At 63.9% G+C, this 17,836-nt stretch carries 13 protein-coding genes and 3 pseudogenes; 8 read left to right on the top strand and 8 right to left on the bottom strand.

Translation table 11 applies throughout. From position 1 onward, the window contains the following. Positions 1-137: 137 nt before the first annotated feature. Positions 138-2,363: a glycoside hydrolase family 31 protein gene (locus LK440_RS02145; RefSeq protein ID WP_005015817.1), complete on the bottom strand. Its 2,226-nt coding sequence runs from the start codon at positions 2,361-2,363 to the stop codon at positions 138-140. Positions 2,364-2,608: 245 nt separating this feature from the next. Next, entirely contained in the window at positions 2,609-4,453 is a 1,845-nt protein-coding gene (gene mnmD, locus LK440_RS02140) for a tRNA (5-methylaminomethyl-2-thiouridine)(34)-methyltransferase MnmD (protein ID WP_005015818.1), read from the bottom strand. Positions 4,454-4,569: 116 nt separating this feature from the next. Here mnmD and LK440_RS02135 point away from each other — a divergent pair, with 116 nt between their 5' ends. Continuing rightward, on the top strand, positions 4,570-5,442 hold the full coding sequence (locus LK440_RS02135) for an inositol monophosphatase family protein (protein ID WP_005015820.1): 873 nt from the start codon (positions 4,570-4,572) through the stop codon (positions 5,440-5,442). Between the two features lie 46 nt (positions 5,443-5,488). Here LK440_RS02135 and LK440_RS02130 read toward each other — a convergent pair whose 3' ends face one another. Then, complete coding sequence (locus LK440_RS02130) at positions 5,489-7,174, bottom strand: AMP-binding protein (protein WP_017685748.1); 1,686 nt, start codon at positions 7,172-7,174, stop codon at positions 5,489-5,491. Between the two features lie 77 nt (positions 7,175-7,251). On the opposite strand from LK440_RS02130, the gene LK440_RS02125 reads away from it, so the two are divergent. Further along, on the top strand, positions 7,252-8,451 hold the full coding sequence (locus LK440_RS02125) for a M20 aminoacylase family protein (RefSeq protein WP_005015826.1): 1,200 nt from the start codon (positions 7,252-7,254) through the stop codon (positions 8,449-8,451). 10 nt (positions 8,452-8,461) lie between these two features. Here the strand turns inward: LK440_RS02125 and LK440_RS02120 are convergent, their stop codons facing one another. Further along, the gene (locus tag LK440_RS02120; protein ID WP_005015829.1) at positions 8,462-9,340 is read right to left on the bottom strand and encodes a LysR family transcriptional regulator; all 879 of its coding nucleotides are present in this window, start codon (positions 9,338-9,340) and stop codon (positions 8,462-8,464) included. A gap of 106 nt (positions 9,341-9,446) precedes the next feature. On the opposite strand from LK440_RS02120, the gene LK440_RS02115 reads away from it, so the two are divergent. The 4 genes and pseudogenes from LK440_RS02115 (at position 9,447) to pagP (ending at position 13,068) form a co-directional block, all read left to right on the top strand. Further along, positions 9,447-10,484, top strand: a complete 1,038-nt coding sequence (locus LK440_RS02115) for a YeiH family protein (RefSeq protein ID WP_005015832.1) — start codon at positions 9,447-9,449, stop codon at positions 10,482-10,484. 80 nt (positions 10,485-10,564) lie between these two features. Further along, a complete protein-coding gene (locus tag LK440_RS02110; protein WP_025341225.1) occupies positions 10,565-10,969 on the top strand; it encodes an acyl-CoA thioesterase in 405 nt (134 codons plus the stop codon). Between the two features lie 11 nt (positions 10,970-10,980). Then, positions 10,981-12,438: a magnesium transporter gene (mgtE, locus tag LK440_RS02105; protein ID WP_005015836.1), complete on the top strand. Its 1,458-nt coding sequence runs from the start codon at positions 10,981-10,983 to the stop codon at positions 12,436-12,438. 86 nt (positions 12,439-12,524) lie between these two features. Further along, positions 12,525-13,068 (top strand): annotated as a pseudogene (gene pagP, locus LK440_RS02100) (lipid IV(A) palmitoyltransferase PagP). 12 nt (positions 13,069-13,080) lie between these two features. On the opposite strand, the gene LK440_RS02095 reads toward pagP, so the two are convergent. Beyond that, positions 13,081-13,677 (bottom strand): gamma-glutamylcyclotransferase, encoded by a 597-nt coding sequence (locus LK440_RS02095; RefSeq protein WP_005015841.1) that lies wholly within the window; start codon positions 13,675-13,677, stop codon positions 13,081-13,083. A gap of 160 nt (positions 13,678-13,837) precedes the next feature. Beyond that, a complete protein-coding gene (locus tag LK440_RS02090) occupies positions 13,838-14,296 on the bottom strand; it encodes an Lrp/AsnC family transcriptional regulator (RefSeq protein ID WP_005015844.1) in 459 nt (152 codons plus the stop codon). Positions 14,297-14,499: 203 nt separating this feature from the next. On the opposite strand from LK440_RS02090, the pseudogene LK440_RS02085 reads away from it, so the two are divergent. Continuing rightward, positions 14,500-15,090 (top strand): annotated as a pseudogene (locus LK440_RS02085) (cysteine dioxygenase). Here the strand turns inward: LK440_RS02085 and LK440_RS02080 are convergent. After that, complete coding sequence (locus tag LK440_RS02080) at positions 15,074-16,045, bottom strand: tripartite tricarboxylate transporter substrate binding protein (RefSeq protein ID WP_005015847.1); 972 nt, start codon at positions 16,043-16,045, stop codon at positions 15,074-15,076. The pseudogene LK440_RS02085 and the gene LK440_RS02080 sit on opposite strands and share 17 nt — an antisense overlap. 121 nt (positions 16,046-16,166) lie before the next feature. Here LK440_RS02080 and LK440_RS02075 point away from each other — a divergent pair, with 121 nt between their 5' ends. Beyond that, on the top strand, positions 16,167-16,586 hold the full coding sequence (locus tag LK440_RS02075) for a DUF1993 domain-containing protein (protein ID WP_005015849.1): 420 nt from the start codon (positions 16,167-16,169) through the stop codon (positions 16,584-16,586). 13 nt (positions 16,587-16,599) lie between these two features. Here the strand turns inward: LK440_RS02075 and LK440_RS02070 are convergent. Further along, positions 16,600-17,722, bottom strand: a pseudogene (locus tag LK440_RS02070) (IS3 family transposase). Between the last annotated feature and the right edge of the window lie 114 nt (positions 17,723-17,836).

The following is a 17,836-nucleotide window of genomic DNA, read 5'->3' as shown; positions in this document are numbered from 1 at the left end:
TGTGAAGAGAACGACTGTTTATTCCTCTTTTAATAACTGTTAGTTATATAAAAGGACACAACCCGAACCACGCACAGGCGCGGAACGGGTCGGGAGGAAACCTAAGGAATCGTGCCGGCCGGCAGGCCGGCACGTTATCAGCGAGCCCGGGAGATGCGCACTTCTGCGCCGCGCCGCTTCACTTCCAGGCCTTCGGAGGGAAGAATGCGCAAGCCCTCCAGCCCCTTGATGTAGCTCGAACCCTGCATCTGCATCACGCGGATTTTATTCCGCATGACAACCGGGTTGTGGACCGGCATGCCGAACATCCATACCTCGTCCAGGATGCGGGCCGAGTTGAACTCGCCCGTGTGCTGGGCTTGCGGACCCAGGCAGAGCATATGGCCTTCGCGGCCAAAGACCGGGAACTGGTCCAGGTCACAGTCCAGCGTCCAGGTCGTGCCGCCTTCGTAGCGATGCCCGGTGTTCAGGTCCCACCAGGCCTCGCCCTTGGGCAGATACACGCGCGCCTGCCGCCCCGGCTCCAGGATGGGAGCCACCAGCAGGGCAGGACCGAGCAGGTACTGCAGATCCCAGGCATGCGCGTCGGGGTCGTTGGGAAAGGACATCGCCATCGAACGCTGCACCGGCAGGCCCGTGCGTGCCGCGTCCTCGATCGCACCCAACACATAGGGGATGAGGCGATAGCGCCATTGCATCCAGGTCTGGACGTGCGCCAGGGTCTGGGGCCCGAAGGCCCAGGGCAATAACCCCGGCAGCCCCTGGAAACTGAAGTTGGCCGAAAACACGTTGGCCGCCAGCCAGCGCACATACAACTCCGGCGTCATGCCGTCGAGGCTGGCCGTGGCCGAACCCAGGTTGTGCACCTGGACGGGCAGGCCGCTCGCGCCAATGGACAGCGCCGTGCGCAGCGTGTGCTGCAGCCCGGCCCAGTCGTTGCTGACCTGCGGGCCGCTCTGCCAGGGCAGGCGCTGCGCGGCGGGAAAGAGATCCGTGCTCGGCACTACGCCTTCAGGCGGCACTTTGTGCCCGGCCACGGCGTCGAACAGCGCGCGGCGCGCCAGCAGCGGGTAAATCGTGCGCAGCGCCGGACCCGTCTCGCCGTTGCGGGCCGAGACCCCGTCAGGGATGGCGATCTGCGCGTTGCAAGCCGGCGAGTCCAGGCCGTCGTCGACCAACTGACGATGACGCTCGACCCACAAGGCGTAGGCGTCGCGGTAGGTCAGGTCCAGCAAGCCATACGGCTGGCCCGCCGTGGCCTCGTTGCCATCGAACACCTGGGCGCTGCCATCGTCGCGAGTCAGCAGCCAGCCGCGGTCTTCGAGTTCTTCGAACAGCGGCGTGTGCCTGAGCACGGCCGGAAAGCCATGTCCGGCCACGTGCACGTGCAGTTTATGAAACAGCGCCAGCGTCTGGCGGGCATCCGGAAAGCGCTGGGCATCCCATTCGATGGCCGACTTGTCGGCCTGGAAAGTCCAGGCGGCAGGCAGAGCCAGCGTCACGGCGTCCAGCGCGATCTGCTGCTCGCGGAACTCTTCGACCAAGGCGGCGGTTTCGGTGGGCATCTGACCGGCAACCTGCTGCAGCCAGGCACCCATGGCCCACAGCACCGGTTGGCCGGCGCGGCCGGTCAAGGCCGAATACTGGTTGAGAATCTCGGCAGGATCACCGGCAAACAGAAATACGTCGAGCACCGGATCATCCAGCGTCAACACATAGCTGCTGTCATCCGGCGCCACGCCTACGGTGTGCTCGACACGGCTTGCGGTATTGACGTAGATACCCCAGCCACGCGGGCTCCAGGCCAGCGGCAAGGCGCGGTGCTCGGGATCATCCGACACGACGGATTCTTCGCGGCGATTGAGGTCGCCCGGGGTCTCGCCCAGGCCATAGACAGGCTCGCCTTCGCGCAGCGCGAACGCGGCCGTCCAGACAGCCTCATCCGGCTCGTCCAGCGCGTTGTGCCCGAAGGGCGGATTGTGCGGCGACAAGGACGACGTAAGTACGTCGGCCTCGCCGCGATACAAGGTCAGTTGCAGCGGATCCGTACGCAGCTCCAGCGCGACGTCCCCCTGCGTGATGCGCCAGCCCTGGGCATCGTCGCGCGGGGCGATGGTGGCCTCGCCGACCGCCTCCTGACGGGCGAGCAGCATCTCGGCCACGGCGCGTGCGCGCGCACTCGGCCTTTCGTCCGTCAACAGGCCGGCCGCACCACAGCGCAGGCGAAACACGCCCGGTGCATGAGCCTCGACCACCATATGCAGCCCGCCACCGGCGTCAAAGTCGATGCGGCTGGGGCGGGATGTCAGCAACTCGATGGAATCGAGTTGGTTAGTATGAGCAAAGTCGTACTTCGGCGGCACAGAGCATCCCCCGGCTTTAGCCAAAAACCAATAAAAGTCGTTATTTTGACGGATTTGGCCCCCGAAATAAACTCGGTCCCTGATTTACCTTTGAAGCCGTCCTCAAAGCAGGTGCCACCATCCGCTGGCAAGCGGTGCTGCAAGTGCGTATTTACTCTACGCCCGGCAGCCCGCTCCCGGATAAAAATTCGAATAAAAACACCCTAACGGCCATCAATTTTCCCTAAATAACGACATATTCACCGTCAACGTGGCGCGATCGCGGCCAGCAGATCGCGCTCCAGGGGCGCAGGCTCTGCGCACAAACGGGCCGCAATAATATCGCCGGCCAACGCCGACCAGCTCAATCCGCGCGAGGCATAACCGGTGGCCAGCATCACGCCCGGGGCCTGGAGCAACCCGCCGATGGTCGGCGAGCGGCCCGGCAACACCGCGCGCCAGCCCGCCCAGCCAGGCAGCGATCCGCCCTGCACGGGTAGATCCGAGCCCAGCAAACCCGCGGCCTTGGCGAGATTGGCGCGTTGGCCGGCGGCACTGATCACGCTCGTTTGCACCTCGAGAGCGTAGGTGCTGCCAGCCACGCACCAACCCTCGACGGCCGGCAGCAGATAGCCTTCACCGGCGATGACGCAGCGTGGCCCGCCGTCGAGCGCGACAGCGGGCACGTGCGTGACCTCGCCGGCCAGCGCCTGCATCTGCGCCAGGCGCGGCAGGTCATCCAGCAAGCCGCTGGCCTGCAACACCGCCTGCGCGCCAAGGCCGTTGGCCAGCACGATATGTTCGCCCTCGGCCAATACGCCCCCCGCCTCATCCAACGCCTGCCAGCCATGAGGGCCCGTGCGAGCCAGCCGTGCAACGGTCCCGTCTATCCGTGCAATGGCCGGCTGCGCGAGCAAGCCGTCGATGAGCCGCTGCGGCTGCACCAGCATCCCGTCGCCAAAGTACAGCCCGCCGCGGGCTACCGGCAGCCCGGCCAGCGCGCAGGCCTCGTCACGCCCCACCTCGCGCACCCAGTCAGCAGGCAGCCCCAGAATTCGCAAGGTCTCGCCCAAGGCGGCCGTGCGCCCCGCATCGCGCTCGAGTTGCAGCGCGCCCACCCGGCGCACGGCCGGCATGTCTTCCCAGCGGCGCAGGGCCCGCTGGCTGCCGGCCCGCGCCAATCGGGCCCGTGCATTGTCATCGCGGGCCACGATAGGCGTCATGGCGGCCGCCAGATGACCGCCGTGAGCCAGTGGCGCGGCGGCGATCACCTCGACGGCGACCCCGCGCAAGGCCAGCGCATGCGCCACACCGGCGCCGGCCAGCCCCGCGCCCACCACGATCACAGGCGCGCGAGGCCTGAGCGCGTGCGTGGGCGCGTGCTTGTGCGCCCACGCCGAGCGGCGCCCGACCGTTATGTGGTGCTTGCCGCCAACGCCTGGCATCCGCTCGACGTCGAAACCGCCCGCCTGCAAAGCGCGTCGCACGAAACCCGCGCTGCACCAGGTCGCCAGGGTCGCGTCCGCGCTGCCCAGGCGCAACAGACGGCGCAACAGGCCAGGCTCCCACATGGCCGGATTGACTCTGGGCGCAAAGCCGTCCAGAAAAAACGCATCCACGCAGGCCGACAAGCGCGGCACCATGCGGTCGATGCTGCCAAACGCCAGCGTCAGGGTAACCGCGCCGCCTTCGAACTCCAGACGATGCATGCCGGGCAGCAGCGCGGGCCATTGGGCGGCGAGCTCGCGCGCCAGGCCTCGCAGCGGTTCGGGAACATGGCTATTGCACAGATCGCGATAGACCTCGCGCGTAAACGGATGCCCCTCGATGGACACCATGTGCAGATGCGCGCAGCGCGCCGGGTCTTCCCGCCAGGCCTGCCAAAGCGCCAGAAAATTCGTTCCCAAACCGAACCCTGTCTCGCAGACCGTAAACCCCTGCCGCCCGCGCCATCGGTGCGGCAGATCATTGCCGCCCAGAAACACGGAGCGCGCCTGGCCCAGCGCGTCCGTCAGGCCGTTGTAGACGTCACCATAGCTGCGGCTGACCAGGCGGCCGGCCCCATCCAGATCGGGCTGTGCGGGTATCAGAGGGGTATAAGCGGAAGACATGGAATTGACGGGCGTAGCGGCCCGCTTATCAGGGATGCGTTGGCCTCAAGCCACGGCAAAAGATTAAATTGTCGTTAAAAAACAGTGTCCGAGTTGCCTGGGCTTACACTCGAAACATGCAAAGCTCAGAGATTCTCTCCCCCAAGGCGGTGCTTGATCTCGGCGCCGCCATCGATGTCGCGGTAAGCGCAGCCCACGCTGGCGCGGCCATCTTGCAGTCATATGCGCATCATCGCAGCGATCTCATCATCGATCACAAGGCGCGCAATGACCTCGTCTCGCAAGCCGACCGGGAGGCTGAAGCCGCCATCCTGGACGTCCTGCGCGAGCGCAGCCCGGCGTTTGGCATTGTCGCCGAGGAAACCGGCGGCCAGGCGCAGGGCCCGGCGACCTGGTACATCGACCCGCTGGACGGCACGACCAATTTCCTGAGCGGCATTCCCCATTACGCGGTGTCCATCGCCTTGGTCGCCCACGCAGGCACCCAGGCGTCGCCCGGCGTGCCGCTGCAAGAAGACACGCCGGTGGTCGGCGTGGTCTATGACCCCAACCGCGAAGAACTCTTTGCCGGCGTCTATGGTATCGGCTCCTGGCTCAATGGACGGCGCATCGCCTGCTCGCGTACGCCACGCCTGGAAGACTCGGTGCTGGCCACCGGGTTTCCGTTTCGCGACTTCTCCTTTGCTCCCGAATACATGCCCATGCTCAGCGATGCGATCAGCCGCAGCCGCGGCGTGCGCCGCATGGGCGCGGCGGCGCTCGATCTGGCCTGGGTGGCTTGCGGTCGCTACGACGGCTATTGGGAAATGGGCTTGGCCCCATGGGACGTGGCTGCCGGCACCCTGCTCGTGCGCGAAGCTGGCGGCATTTGCCACGACATGAGCCGCGAAGCATCCTGGCCCATTACGGGCCGGCTGGTGTCGGGCAACCCGGCCGTCTACGACGCTCTGCACGACATGGTCACGCCCCACCTGAAACGCCCTGCCTGAACCGGCCCGCGCCGCCGCTCCAGCGGCGGCGCCTGGCCGGGCGCGCTTACGTGCGGCTGGCCACCGCCTCGTCACGCAGCTCGCGCCGCAATATCTTGCCCACATTGCTTTTGGGCAGCTCATCACGAAACAGTATCGCCCGCGGCCGCTTGTAGCCCGTAAGCTTGCCTTCGCACCACTTAAGAATGTCGGCTTCGGTCACCGAGGCATCGCGCCTGACAACGTAGGCGCGCACGGCCTCGCCCGAATGCCCGTCAGGCACGCCGATCACGGCGCATTCGCGCACGCCCGGATAGGCGGCAATGACGGCTTCGACTTCGTTGGGGTAGACCTTGAAGCCGGACACGGCAATCATGTCTTTCTTGCGGTCCACGATACGCGTGTAGCCGCGCTCGTCCATGATGCCAATATCACCGCTGCGAAAGAAACCGTCCGCGGTCATGACCAGGGCGGTTTCCTGGGGTTTCTGCCAATAGCCGGCCATGACCTGCGGGCCACGGATCGCGACTTCGCCACGTTCGCCCAACGGCACCTCATTACCCAGATCATCCAGAATGGCGACGTCAGTCGACGGCAAAGGCAAACCAATCGCGCCCGAATAGGCCGCCGAATCGGTCGGGTTGACGGTCGCCACCGGCGATGTCTCCGACAAGCCATAACCCTCGATGAGCGGATGGCCGGTAATCTGCAACCAACGCTCGGCCACGGAGGGTTGCACCGCCATGCCGCCGCCCAAGGTCAGCCTCAGGCCCGAAAAATCCAGCCCGGCAAAGCCCGGGTTATCCACCAGCGCATTGAAAAGCGTATTGACACCCGGAAACACGTTGACCGGTACGCGCTTCCAGGCGGCAATCAACGAGGCCTGATCGCGGGGATTGATGATGAGCAGGTTGCGCATGCCGGCGTGCAGGCCGAACAATCCGCAGACCGTCAGCGCAAACACGTGGTAGAGCGGCAAAGCGCTGAGCATGGTCAACGGTGGGCCGTTCAGGTCGCCCAGCACCGGCCGCGCAACGGCGCCCACCTGCAGGATATTGGCCACCAGGTTGCCATGCGTGAGCATAGCCCCCTTGGGCACCCCCGTAGTGCCGCCCGTGTACTGCAGCACGGCCAGGTCGTTCATGCTCAGTTCGGGCGGGGTGAAACCCGCGCGCGCGCCCTCTTGCAGAACCCGCGACAACGGCCAGGCCCCCTCCAGATGCCAGGACGGCACCAGCTTTTTGATGTGACGCGCCGCGAAGTTGACCAGCGGCGCCTTCAGGCCGCCCAGCAGATCCCCCGGCCCCACCACGACCACGTGTTTGAGATCGCTGCGATCGCCCACGGCCTGTAGGGTCGCCGCGAAGTTCTCCAGAATGACGATGGTTTCGGCGCCGCTGTCGAGCAGTTGACGCTGCAATTCATCGGGTTTGTAGAGCGGATTGACATTGACCACCACCATGCCTGCGCGCAGGCTGCCCAGCAATGCCACCAGATAAGCGGGTACGTTGGGCATCATCAGCGCCACCCGGCTGCCACGCGCCAGACCGCGCGCCTGCAACCAAGCTGCGAAACTGCGCGCCCACTGATCCAATTGGGCAAACCGGATGTCGCTGCCCATGGCCGTGCAGGCGATGCGATCGGCGTGACGCTTGCAGGCTTGATCCAGCAAGTCCGTCAACGAGGCGTAGGGCGCGATGGAAATCTCGGCGGGCACGCCTTGCGGATAGTGCGCGAGCCAGGGTCTCTGCATGGTGTTTGCCTCCATTAGTTTATTTTTTATTTGATGATACCCTTCAACCGTCACTGCTCAAACATAGAGATTTCCGCATGAAAATCCTCGAACCCTTCCTTGCCTGGCGCGACGAGATCGCCGCGCTGCGGCGCGATATCCATGCGCACCCCGAACTCGCGTTTGAGGAGTTTCGCACGGCCGATCTGGTCGCCGAGCGCCTTCAGCGATGGGGCATCGAGGTTGACCGCGGTCTGGGCGGCACCGGTGTCGTGGGGATCATCAAGGGCAAGCAGGACGGCCCGCGTGCCGTGGGGCTGCGCGCCGATCTCGACGCGCTGCCCATGCAGGAAGTCAATACGTTCGCGCACGCCAGCCAGCACGCAGGCAAGATGCACGCCTGCGGCCACGACGGCCATACCGCCATGCTGCTTGGCGCGGCCCGCTATCTGGCCGAACACCGGGATTTTGCAGGCACCGTCTATGTGATCTTCCAGCCGGCCGAAGAAGGCGGCGGCGGCGCCAAGCGCATGGTCGACGACGGGCTGTTCACGCGGTTTCCGATGGATGCAGTCTTCGGCATGCACAACTGGCCTGGCATGCGCGCCGGCCAGTTCGGTGTCACCCCGGGCCCCATCATGGCCTCGTCCAATGAGTTTCTCATCCGTATCATCGGCAAGGGCACGCATGCCGGGATGCCACACCTGGGCGTCGATCCCGTCATGACGGCCGTGCAATTGGCGCAAAGCCTGCAAACCATCATCACCCGCAACCGCGCGCCGCTGGAGGCGGCGGTGTTGTCCATCACCCAGATCCACACCGGCAGCGCCGACAACGTGGTGCCCAATGACGCCATCATGCGCGGCACCGTGCGCACCTTCACCCACGAAACGCTCGATCTGATCGAGCGGCGCATGGAAGAAATCGCCCGCCACACCTGCGCGGCGATGGACTGCGATCTGGAGTTCGAGTTCACCCGCAACTATCCGCCCACCATCAACCACGTCGCCGAAACCGTCTTCGCGGTCAACGTGATGCGCGACATCGTCGGTGCCGAGAACGTGTTCGACCAAGTCACCCCGACCATGGGCGCGGAAGACTTCGCCTTCATGCTGCAGGCCAAACCCGGCTGCTATGTCTGGATAGGCAATGGCAGCGGCGACCATCGCGACGCCGGCCACGGGGCGGGCCCCTGCATGCTGCATAACGGCAGCTATGACTTCAACGACGAGCTGATCCCCCTGGGCGCGACCTACTGGAGCCAGCTCGCGCTCAAGTGGCTGGCCCAGCCCGCCTGAGGCGGCTGGCTCAAACCGCCGCCTGACAGGCGGCCAGAAAGCGGCGTGCCGCACGTGAGCATCCCGGCGCGTGCGGCACGAGGATACTGAGTGTCCGGGTAAGGGCCTTTGGTGCCAGGCGCAAGGCCGCCAGGGTGCCGTCCTCGTGCCGCATGGACATCACCGACACGAAACCCGCGCCCAGCCCTGCGCGCACCGCCTGCTTGACGCCTTCCACACCGGCCAGCTCCAGCCCGGCCACCACCGGCAGCGCAGCCTGCTCGAACGCCTGCTCCACCAACCGACGCACGCCCGAGCCCGGTTCGCGCATGACCAGCGGCAAAGCCGCCAGTTCGGCCAGCGTCACGCTGTCTCGCCGCGCCAGTGCATGATCGGCCCGCACAATGGCCACCACCTCGTCGCGGCGCCAGGCATGGACTTCCGTATCGGCGGGCAGACCTGCGGGCACTTCCCCCTCGATGAAGGCCAGATCCAGGCTGGCAAGCCGCTCGACGATCTGGCGCGTATTGCCATCCGAAAGGTGCAGGCTGATCGTAGGAAACTCCGCCCGGAATTGCGCCACCAGGGCGGGCAAGAGATAGCTGGCGGGTGTCGTGCTGCCCCCCAGCCACAGCGAGCCTGTCTCCAGCCCGCGCCAGGCATCCCGCATCGCCCGCGCCTGCCCATAGACCTGGCGCAACTGCCGCGCGTGCACCGCCAGGCGCTCGCCGGCTTCGGTCAGCGCAATGCCGTGGCCGCTACGCCGGTATAACGGTTCGCCAAACCAGTCCTGAAGCAGGCGTAACTGGCCCGACAACGCTGGCTGGGACAAATGCAATTGCTGCGCGGCGCGGCTGATGTTGCCGGCATCGGCCACACAGGCAAAGCTCAGAAGCTGCTCGGGGGTCATGAATATCTATCGGAAATTCTTATATTACACATAGACAATAAAGATTTTTCAGATAGCTGGCAAGCGCTTAATATTTCTTCCAGTTATTTAGTTATCCCTCCATCCCATGACTACCGCAGCCCTTCCCGCACCCACTCCCTGGCGTGACAAGCTCAACGGCGTTCTGTTCGTCGCCCTGATGGCCGGCGCCGTCGTTCAATTGGCGGACATCCCTGCCATCAAACAGTTGGGTTTCTCGCCCCTGGTGGTCGGGATCGTCTGTGGGATGCTTTACGGCAACTTCCTGCGCGGCACCATGCCCGCCGATTGGGGCGTGGGCGTCAACTTCACCGCCCGGCGACTGCTGCGCATTGCCGTGGCCTTTTATGGCCTGAACATCAGCATCCAGCAGATCATGGCCGTTGGCCTGCCCGGCCTGGCGGTATCGGTGTCGGTGGTGGTGGGTACGCTGGTGATCGGCACCGTGGTCGGTCAGCGCCTGCTGGGCCTGGATCGTGACACGGCCATGCTGACCTCGGCTGGCAGCGCCATTTGCGGGGCGGCCGCCGTGCTGGCTTTCGAGCCCACCCTGCGGGCCGCGCCGCACAAGAGCGCCGTGGCCGTGGCCACCGTCGTGCTCTTCGGTACGCTATCCATGTTTCTGTACCCGGTGGCCTATCACGCGGGTTGGATCGACCTCGATACCCAGGCCCTGGGCATCTACATCGGCGGCACCATCCATGAAGTCGCACAGGTCGTGGGCGCGGCCAGCAATATCGACCCGGCCACCACTGAAGTCGCCACCATCGTCAAAATGACGCGGGTGGCCCTGTTGGTGCCGGTACTACTGGTGCTGGGCATGTGGCTACGCAGCTCGCGCAGCCACGACGCCGCCCAAGGCGGCAATCGCCTGCCCGTGCCCTGGTTTGCCGTCGGTTTTCTGGTGCTGGCCATCATCAATTCGCTCAACATCCTGCCCGCCGACGCCATCACCGCGATTCGCCGCCTGGACATCTTCGTGCTCACAATGGCCATGACCGCCCTGGGTATCGAAACGCGCTTTGCGCAAATCCGCAAGGCGGGTCCGCGAGTCATGGCCCTGGGCCTGGTCTTGTACGTCTGGTTGATCTTCGGCGGCTACGCCATCGTCAAACTGGCCGTCTGATGACGCACCCGGTCGGCCGCGAGCACGACCGGGTCACGTTTTTCCTGCATAATCGGTCGGTTCGCCATCAGGAGCCGGCCATGACGACCAAAGCCCATTTCACCACCCTGCCCGCCGGCCGAGAGCCCGTATTGCGCGTCATGCCGATGCCGGCCGACGCCAACATCCACGGAGATGTCTTTGGCGGCTGGATCATGTCCCAAGTCGATATCGCGGGTTCCATCCCGGCCGCGCGCCGCGCCGCCGGGCGTGTGGCCACCGTGGCGGTCAATGCATTTCAGTTCAAAAAACCCGTCTTCGTCGGCGATCTGCTCAGTTTTTACGCTGAAGTCGTCAAAACGGGCAGCACCTCGGTCACCGTCGAGGTCGAGGTCTATGCCCAACGCCAGAGGCTGGACGCCGAGATCGTCAAAGTCACCGACGCCACGCTGACCTACGTCGCCACCGACGAAGCGCGCCGTAGCCGCCCGCTGCCCTCTCTCTGAGCCAGAACCGCATGACGCAGTCCGCCGCGCAAAAGCCTCCCACGACGCCACGCCGCCTGGATCCTGAAGACGCCCAGCACGCCCTGGAAGAAGTCCAGGAATGCCTGCGGCGGCAACAGCTCGTCTCCGATCTGGTGCACCGCCAGGAGCAGGGCGACCTGGTCGAAGACCTCGTTCACCGCCAGCAGCAAGCCGAGCTGCAGACGCTGATCAACCGCCTGCATCCGGCCGACATCGCCTTCATTCTCGAGTCGCTGCCCAAGGACGAGCGCCAGCAGGTCTGGCATCTGGTCAGCCCCGAGCACGACGCCGACGTGCTGCTGGAAGTCGAAGACTGGGTCCGCGAATCGCTGATCGAGGCGATGGACCGCCAGGATCTGGTTGCCGCCACCGGCAACATGGATGCCGACGAGCTGGCCGATCTGGCGCCCGATCTGCCTCCGGACGTGGTGGCCGAAGTGCAGAAAGGCCTCACCGAAGAAGAGCGCGCGCAGCTGCTCGAGGCCATGGGCTATCCCGAAGATAGCGTCGGCGCCATCATGGACTTCGAAATGGTCCGGGTGCGCGAGGACGTCTCGCTCGAGGTGGTGTTGCGCTATCTGCGCCGCCTGCACGAACTGCCCGACCACACCGATCAGATCTTCGTGGTCGACCGCCAGGACAAGCTGCAGGGCGTCCTGCCCATCGCCGTGCTGCTGGTCAGCGAACCCGAGACCGAAGTGCGTTCGGTCATGAACACCGACTACCTCACGCTGGGCCCGCTGGACTCCGACGCCGACGCGGCCGGCGCGTTCGAGCGCTACGATCTGGTGTCCGCCCCCGTCACCGATGACCAGGGCCGCCTCATCGGACGCGTCACCATCGCCGACGTGGTGGATGTGATGCGAGAAGACTCACAAGAACAAGCCCTGTCGCGCGCAGGTCTGCAAGAAGAAGACATCTTCGCCCCGGTATCGATGGCCTTGCGCAACCGTGCGCCCTGGCTGCTGTTTAACCTCTGTACGGCTGCCACGGCGTCTTTCGTGGCATCGCGCTTCGAGGGCACGGTCAGCCATATCGTGATCCTGGCCTTCCTGATGTCCATTGTTGCCGGCATCGGCGGCAACTCGGGCAACCAGACCATGACGATGATCATCCGCGCGCTGGCCGTCGGTCGCATCACCGGTCGCAACATCTGGCAGCTCGTCAAACGCGAGATGCTGGTGACACTGCTGGTCGGCCTGTGCGGCAGCCTGGTTGCCGCCGCGTTCGCCTGGGCCATCTCAGGGTCGCTCTCCATCGCGCTGGTCATGATGGCGGCCATGATCTGCAACATGCTGGTCGGCGCCGGCGTCGGCGTGCTCGTGCCTATGGTGCGCGCACGCTTTGGCAAAGACCCTGCCATCGGCTCCTCGGTCTTGCTGACCTTCGCGACCGACTCGCTGGGGTTCTTCATTTTTCTGGGCTTAGCCACCATCTTTCTGCTGTAAAAACGCGACAGGAGAAAAGACGTAATCGGTGTACATTTACAGCAGTAATTTTGTCATCTGTTTGGTGTATTGCTGCCGTGCCAACCGTGTTTCGTCGTTTCTTCATCGGGCTTATTCTTTGCCTGCCCGCCCTTTCCCACGCCTGTGACAGCTTGCCCTCCTGGGCGCAATCCGCCTGTCAGCGGCTGGACCAGATCTGGACTGAAGGCGGCGACGATCTGTATGTGTCGGGCTACGCCTGGCATAACCGTTCGATGTACAGCGCCTCCAAGATCCGCTCCTTCAACGAAAAAGCCTGGGGTGGCGGCTGGGGGGCGCAGTCTGTACGACGAAGACGGCGATTGGCAGGGCCTGTACGCCATGGCGTTTCTGGATTCGCATCGCAAGGTCGAGCCCATCGCGGGCTATGGCTTTCTGAAAATCGGCAAGGTCAGCGAAAACTTCCGCCTGGGCACGGGCTACACGGTTTTCATGACGGCACGCCACGACATCATGAGCTACGTGCCCTTCCCGGGGATTCTTCCTCTGGTGGGCGCCGGCTACAAAGATGCCATGCTCTACGCCACCTACATCCCCGGCGGCAAGGGCAATGGCAACGTCTTGTTCGTTTTCGGACGCTGGCACTTCTGAGCCCCGGCTGGCTCAGCCTGCCGCCTGCACCAGCCGGCGCACCAGCGCGCCCAGCCGCCCATCGTCGATGCCGCTTTCGCGCAACGCCTGCTCCGTCTGCACCACATAATCCAGGCAACGCCCGGATTGCCCCACGGCGCGCCGTACCGAGTCCAGCAAGAGGTCTTCGGAGATGCCACGCGCATAATCGCCGCAACGGCGGTTGAGCAGAAACACCAGTCCGCGCACGGCGTGCGCGTCGGTTTCGCAACTCAGCCAGCGCGGGACATAGGCGCCGCGCGGCATCTCGCGCGCCCACAACATCTCGAACGTATCGGCCACGTCGGCCGCGGCGATCCGATAGGCCACGCCGCGGCAACAGCCTCCACGATCCAGACCGAAAACCAGCCCGGGCAGGTCCGGCGAGCCGCGATGATCATGCGACCATAAACAAAGCGAGCGGTGGTAGCCCCGGACCGTAGCCAGACGCCGCTCAACCCAGTTAAAGCTCGGTCGCCATATGAGCGATCCGTAGGCAAAGACCCAGAGATCTTCGGAGCGATTCCAGCCGCGCAGCAGATCGTCGACGGAAGCAGGTTCGGCGCAGAAGGCCGAGGGCGGGAACATCATGGCGGGAAGTGCGTAGCGGCGGCAACCGGGTCAGAATGGGAGATATGCTAAGCCGGCACTGGCGCAAATGGATTGCCACCTGGGCACTGCGCAAACCATTGAAATAAAAATCTCATCCGCGCGAGCCTTCCTGGCTGAAAAAAAATTCTCAAGCGCCCCTTCAGATGCCGGGCAGCGGCAGTTCGGTCGTGCTTTTTATGACTTCCATCGAGAAACTGGCGCTGACGTCGAGCAGATCCACGGCGTCGATCAGCCGGAGGTAAAAGCGGTCATAGGCGGCCATGTCTTCGACGACGACTTTGAGCAGATAGTCGATATCGCCCGCCATGCGATGAAACTCCACCACATTGGGCAGCGCCATCACCGCGCCGATCAAGGCCTGTGTCCATTTTGCGTTGTGCTGGCTGGTCTTGATGGTGACGAACACGGTGAGATTCAAACCCAGCGCGGCCGGATCCAGAAGAATGGCGTTGCGGGCGATGACGCCGTCGTCCTTGAGCTTCTGGATGCGCCGCCAGCAAGGGGTAACCGACAGATTCACCTGATCGGCGATCTCCGCCACCGAACGGGTGGCATCCTGTTGTAGCAAGCTCAGAATCTTGATGTCGGTCTGGTCCACTGCACCCTTTCCCAAATACTTTGCCGCCTGACCGGGCTATCAGCGCGCCCCGCGCACCGCACCCATCTTGCACGTTCCCCGCCGCCGAGTCCATCGGCACAAGCGCTCACCGGTCGCGCAGCGGGAAAAAATTTCTAAAAAAGTCGCTGCCCGGCCTGCAATTGGCAAAACCATACTCGGCCAGCCTGCCTAGGATAGAGGCCATGCTGTCGTCCCCGTCCTATCCCATGCCTCAGACCCGCACCGCTTCGCCTCTAGGCGAACGCTGTCGTCTCGTCGACCTTGCCGCGCAAAAGGCCGCTGCCAGCCTGCTGGCCGAACTGGCCGAGGGCGTCGCGACAACCGATGGCATGTTGGCTCATCTGCCCATCGATTTGCGCCAGGGCCGGCCCGACAGCTATACCCGCCATATCGCCTATGCGGATCCGCATGGCCGCTACACCATCGCCTATCTCATCTGACGGCAAGGGCAGTTCAGCCCCGTACACGGCCACAAGACATGGTGTACCTACCGCGTGCTGCAAGGCCAGCTCAACGAACGGCACTTCCGTTGGGACGCCCGCAGCGGCCTGGCACAGCCTGCCGGCGGCAAACGCCGCCGCCCCGGCGAGATTGTCACGGCCATGCCTGGCCTGCAGCAGATCCATCAGTTGGGCAACGCCGACCCGCAGACCGCCATCTCGCTTCATATCTATGGCGTGCCGCAAGCGGACATCGCCACCGGCGTCAACATCACGGTGCCGCCGGCCGCGACTCAGCCCGACACCGAAGCGGCGATCAGTTCTCCAGACTGATCTTGCTGTCCTTGATAAATGCATCCCAGCGCTCAAACTCACCCTTGACGTAGGCATCCAGGGCCGGCCCATCCGATCCCACCACCTCAAAGCCGGCTTCCTCCAGCTTGTGGCGGACCTCGCTGTCCTTGAGCACGGTCTGAAACGCCGTGGTCAGCGTCTTGATGACCGGCTCGGGCGTGCCGGCCGGTGCAAACATGCCACTCCACGAGTAAGCCACCAGGCCCGGAAAACCCGATTCGCCCAGCGTGGGGACGTCAGGTAAATCGGGCAGGCGCTTTTCACCGGCCACGGCCAGCGGCTTGATCTTGCCCGCCTGGATCTGTCCGCGCAGGGCAGCAAAGCTCAGCCAGGTCATATCGGCCTGCCCGCCCACCACGGCCTGCACCGCCGGACCGGCGCCGCTATAGGGCACATGCAGCAAATCGACCTTGGAGCGCTGTTTGAGCTCCTCGGGCGCGAGGTGATTCAACGAACCCACGCCCGTGGAGGCGTAGTTGTATTTATTGGCGGGCTCTTTGCCGGCGACAGCCAGAAACTCCGCCAGGTTTTTCCCCGGCACCTTGGGGTTGGCACCGATGACCAGCGGAAACCGCACCGTTTGACTGATGCCTTTGAAATCCTTGAAGGTGTCATAAGGCAGATTGTTGCGGACGGCGGGGTTGATGGCGTGATTATCAAAACTGACCAACAGCGTGTTGCCGTCTGGCTCGGACCGCGCCACGAACGCCGAAGCGATCTGGCTGGCCGCACCCACGCGGTTTTCCACCACGACGGGGCGCCCGCCGAGTTCCTGCGACAGACGCGGCTGCATGATGCGCGCCAGAATATCCGTGCTGCCTCCCGGCGGGTAAGGTACGACGAGCACCAAAGGTCGCTCTGTGGCGGCCTGTGCGGCACCGAGCGCGAGCGCTGCAGCGGCGCATAGGCCCCGCATTATCTGCTTGAGCTTCATTCTTCTTCCTTCAATCTGATCACGAGGCCTGCGCCCCGCCGCTTGCCCGCGGCGGCCACATCGTTGCCGGGGCTAGGACTAGAGCTAAGATGGTATAGCCAACAGGGGTCCAGGAGACTATATGCCCATTTCGATTTATCAAGCTTCGGTGCCCGTTTTCGTGCGCGGCCTCAACACGCTGGTTGCGCTTCTGGACAAGGCCGAAGCCCATGCCCAGGCTGCCGGGCTGGATGCGGCCGCCCTCGTACAAGCCGGACTGGCCGACGATATGTACCCGCTGGCCGGGCAGATACAGCGGGCAAGCGACACCTCCAAATTCGCCGTCCAGCGACTGAGCGGCGTGGCCGCCCCCAGCTTTGCTGACACCGAAACCACATTGGACGCGCTGCGCACACGCATTGCCGACACCATCCGCTACATCAAGAGCGTCGCGCCAGAGAAGTTCGATGGCGCCGAAGGCCGGACCATCACCATCAAACTAGGCGCATTGCAGCCCAGCTTCAATGGCACGTCTTATCTGTTTACCTTTGCGCTACCCTGACCTGCCCCCAGATTTAGTACGGCACCGACATAGAGCCCAGGGGTAAAAGACCTTCTTTCTGATGAGCCTGCACGAATTGCGCCGGCGTTAAATATCCGAGCGCGCTGTGAGGCCGATCGGTGTTGTACTCGACTCGCCAGTTTTCGATCAAGCTTTTAGCCTGTCGCAGGGACAAGAACCAGTGCTCGTTAAGGCATTCGTCGCGGAACTTGCCGTTGAAACTTTCGATATAAGCGTTCTCCACCGGCTTACCCGGCCGAATAAACGACAGCTTTACGCCTGCTTGGTAGGCCCCCAGGCGTCCAAGGCTCTTCCGGCGAACTCTGGCCCGTTGTCCACGGTAATAGATCGCGGCAGGCCACGCATCTCCGCCAGCCGTTGCAGCACCATGGCAACACGCAGTCCCGGCAACGACGTATCGACCTCGATGGCCAGGCATTCGTGAGTGTAGTCATCGACGATAGTCAAACAGCGGAATCGGCGGCCATAGGCTAGGCCGTCGGCCACAAAGTCCATTGACCAACTCTGATTCGGCGCGATTGCCGCTGGGCGAACCACGCGCTCGGTCGCCGCGATTCGCTTACGCTTTCGTTTTCGCACGCTTAACCCTGCCAGACTGTACAGCCGCCAGATTCGCTTGTGATTTGCTTGCCAGCCTTCGCGACGTAAGAGCACATGGATCCTCCGATAGCCGTAGCGTCGTTTCGCCACTGCCATCTCTTTCATGCGCTCGGTCAGCGCAGCATCGCCTGAGCGTGTGCTCTCGTAGGCAAACAGCGACCGCGAAATTCCTACCAGCCCACAGGCCCGGGTAACACCCATGCTGCGCTCGGTCATTAATGTCCTGACCGCCTCGCGTTTGGCCTGCGGGCTGACTACTTTCGGCTTAGCAGATCCTGAAGCGCCGCCTTGTCCAGCATCGACTCGGCCAACAGCTTCTTGAGCTTGTTGTTCTCCTGCTCCAGCTCCTTGAGCCTCTGAGCGTCCGACACCGTCATGCCACCGAACTTCGCCTTCCAGTTGTAGTACGTTGCCTCGGAGATTCCGTGCTTGCGGCACAACTCTGCGGGCTTGGCACCTGCATCGGCTTCCTTGAGCACGCCGATGATTTGCTCTTCCGTAAATCGTTTCTTCATTGCCATTCCTTTGGGAACGGACTCTACATCGATTTCGTACTAATCACGGGGAGCAGGTCAACCCAATTTTTATGGTTCATCGCGGAATAGCGTGGAGCCGTGCTTGATTGCCGT

The organism is Bordetella holmesii (assembly GCF_020735985.1).
Taxonomy (GTDB): Bacteria; Pseudomonadota; Gammaproteobacteria; order Burkholderiales; family Burkholderiaceae_B; genus Bordetella; species Bordetella holmesii.
Note: the sequence above shows the minus strand (reverse complement) of the source record. Positions and strands in the feature narration are given on the sequence as shown.

Excerpts from the sequence above, each read along its gene's own strand:
- mnmD (WP_005015818.1), bottom strand. The coding sequence starts at position 4,453 with ATGTCTTCCGCTTATACCCCTCTGATACCCGCACAGCCCGATCTGGAT.
- LK440_RS02135 (WP_005015820.1), top strand. The coding sequence starts at position 4,570 with ATGCAAAGCTCAGAGATTCTCTCCCCCAAGGCGGTGCTTGATCTCGGC.
- LK440_RS02130 (WP_017685748.1), bottom strand. The coding sequence starts at position 7,174 with ATGCAGAGACCCTGGCTCGCGCACTATCCGCAAGGCGTGCCCGCCGAG.
- LK440_RS02125 (WP_005015826.1), top strand. The coding sequence starts at position 7,252 with ATGAAAATCCTCGAACCCTTCCTTGCCTGGCGCGACGAGATCGCCGCG.
- LK440_RS02120 (WP_005015829.1), bottom strand. The coding sequence starts at position 9,340 with ATGACCCCCGAGCAGCTTCTGAGCTTTGCCTGTGTGGCCGATGCCGGC.
- LK440_RS02115 (WP_005015832.1), top strand. The coding sequence starts at position 9,447 with ATGACTACCGCAGCCCTTCCCGCACCCACTCCCTGGCGTGACAAGCTC.
- LK440_RS02110 (WP_025341225.1), top strand. The coding sequence starts at position 10,565 with ATGACGACCAAAGCCCATTTCACCACCCTGCCCGCCGGCCGAGAGCCC.
- mgtE (WP_005015836.1), top strand. The coding sequence starts at position 10,981 with ATGACGCAGTCCGCCGCGCAAAAGCCTCCCACGACGCCACGCCGCCTG.
- LK440_RS02095 (WP_005015841.1), bottom strand. The coding sequence starts at position 13,677 with ATGATGTTCCCGCCCTCGGCCTTCTGCGCCGAACCTGCTTCCGTCGAC.
- LK440_RS02080 (WP_005015847.1), bottom strand. The coding sequence starts at position 16,045 with ATGAAGCTCAAGCAGATAATGCGGGGCCTATGCGCCGCTGCAGCGCTC.
- LK440_RS02075 (WP_005015849.1), top strand. The coding sequence starts at position 16,167 with ATGCCCATTTCGATTTATCAAGCTTCGGTGCCCGTTTTCGTGCGCGGC.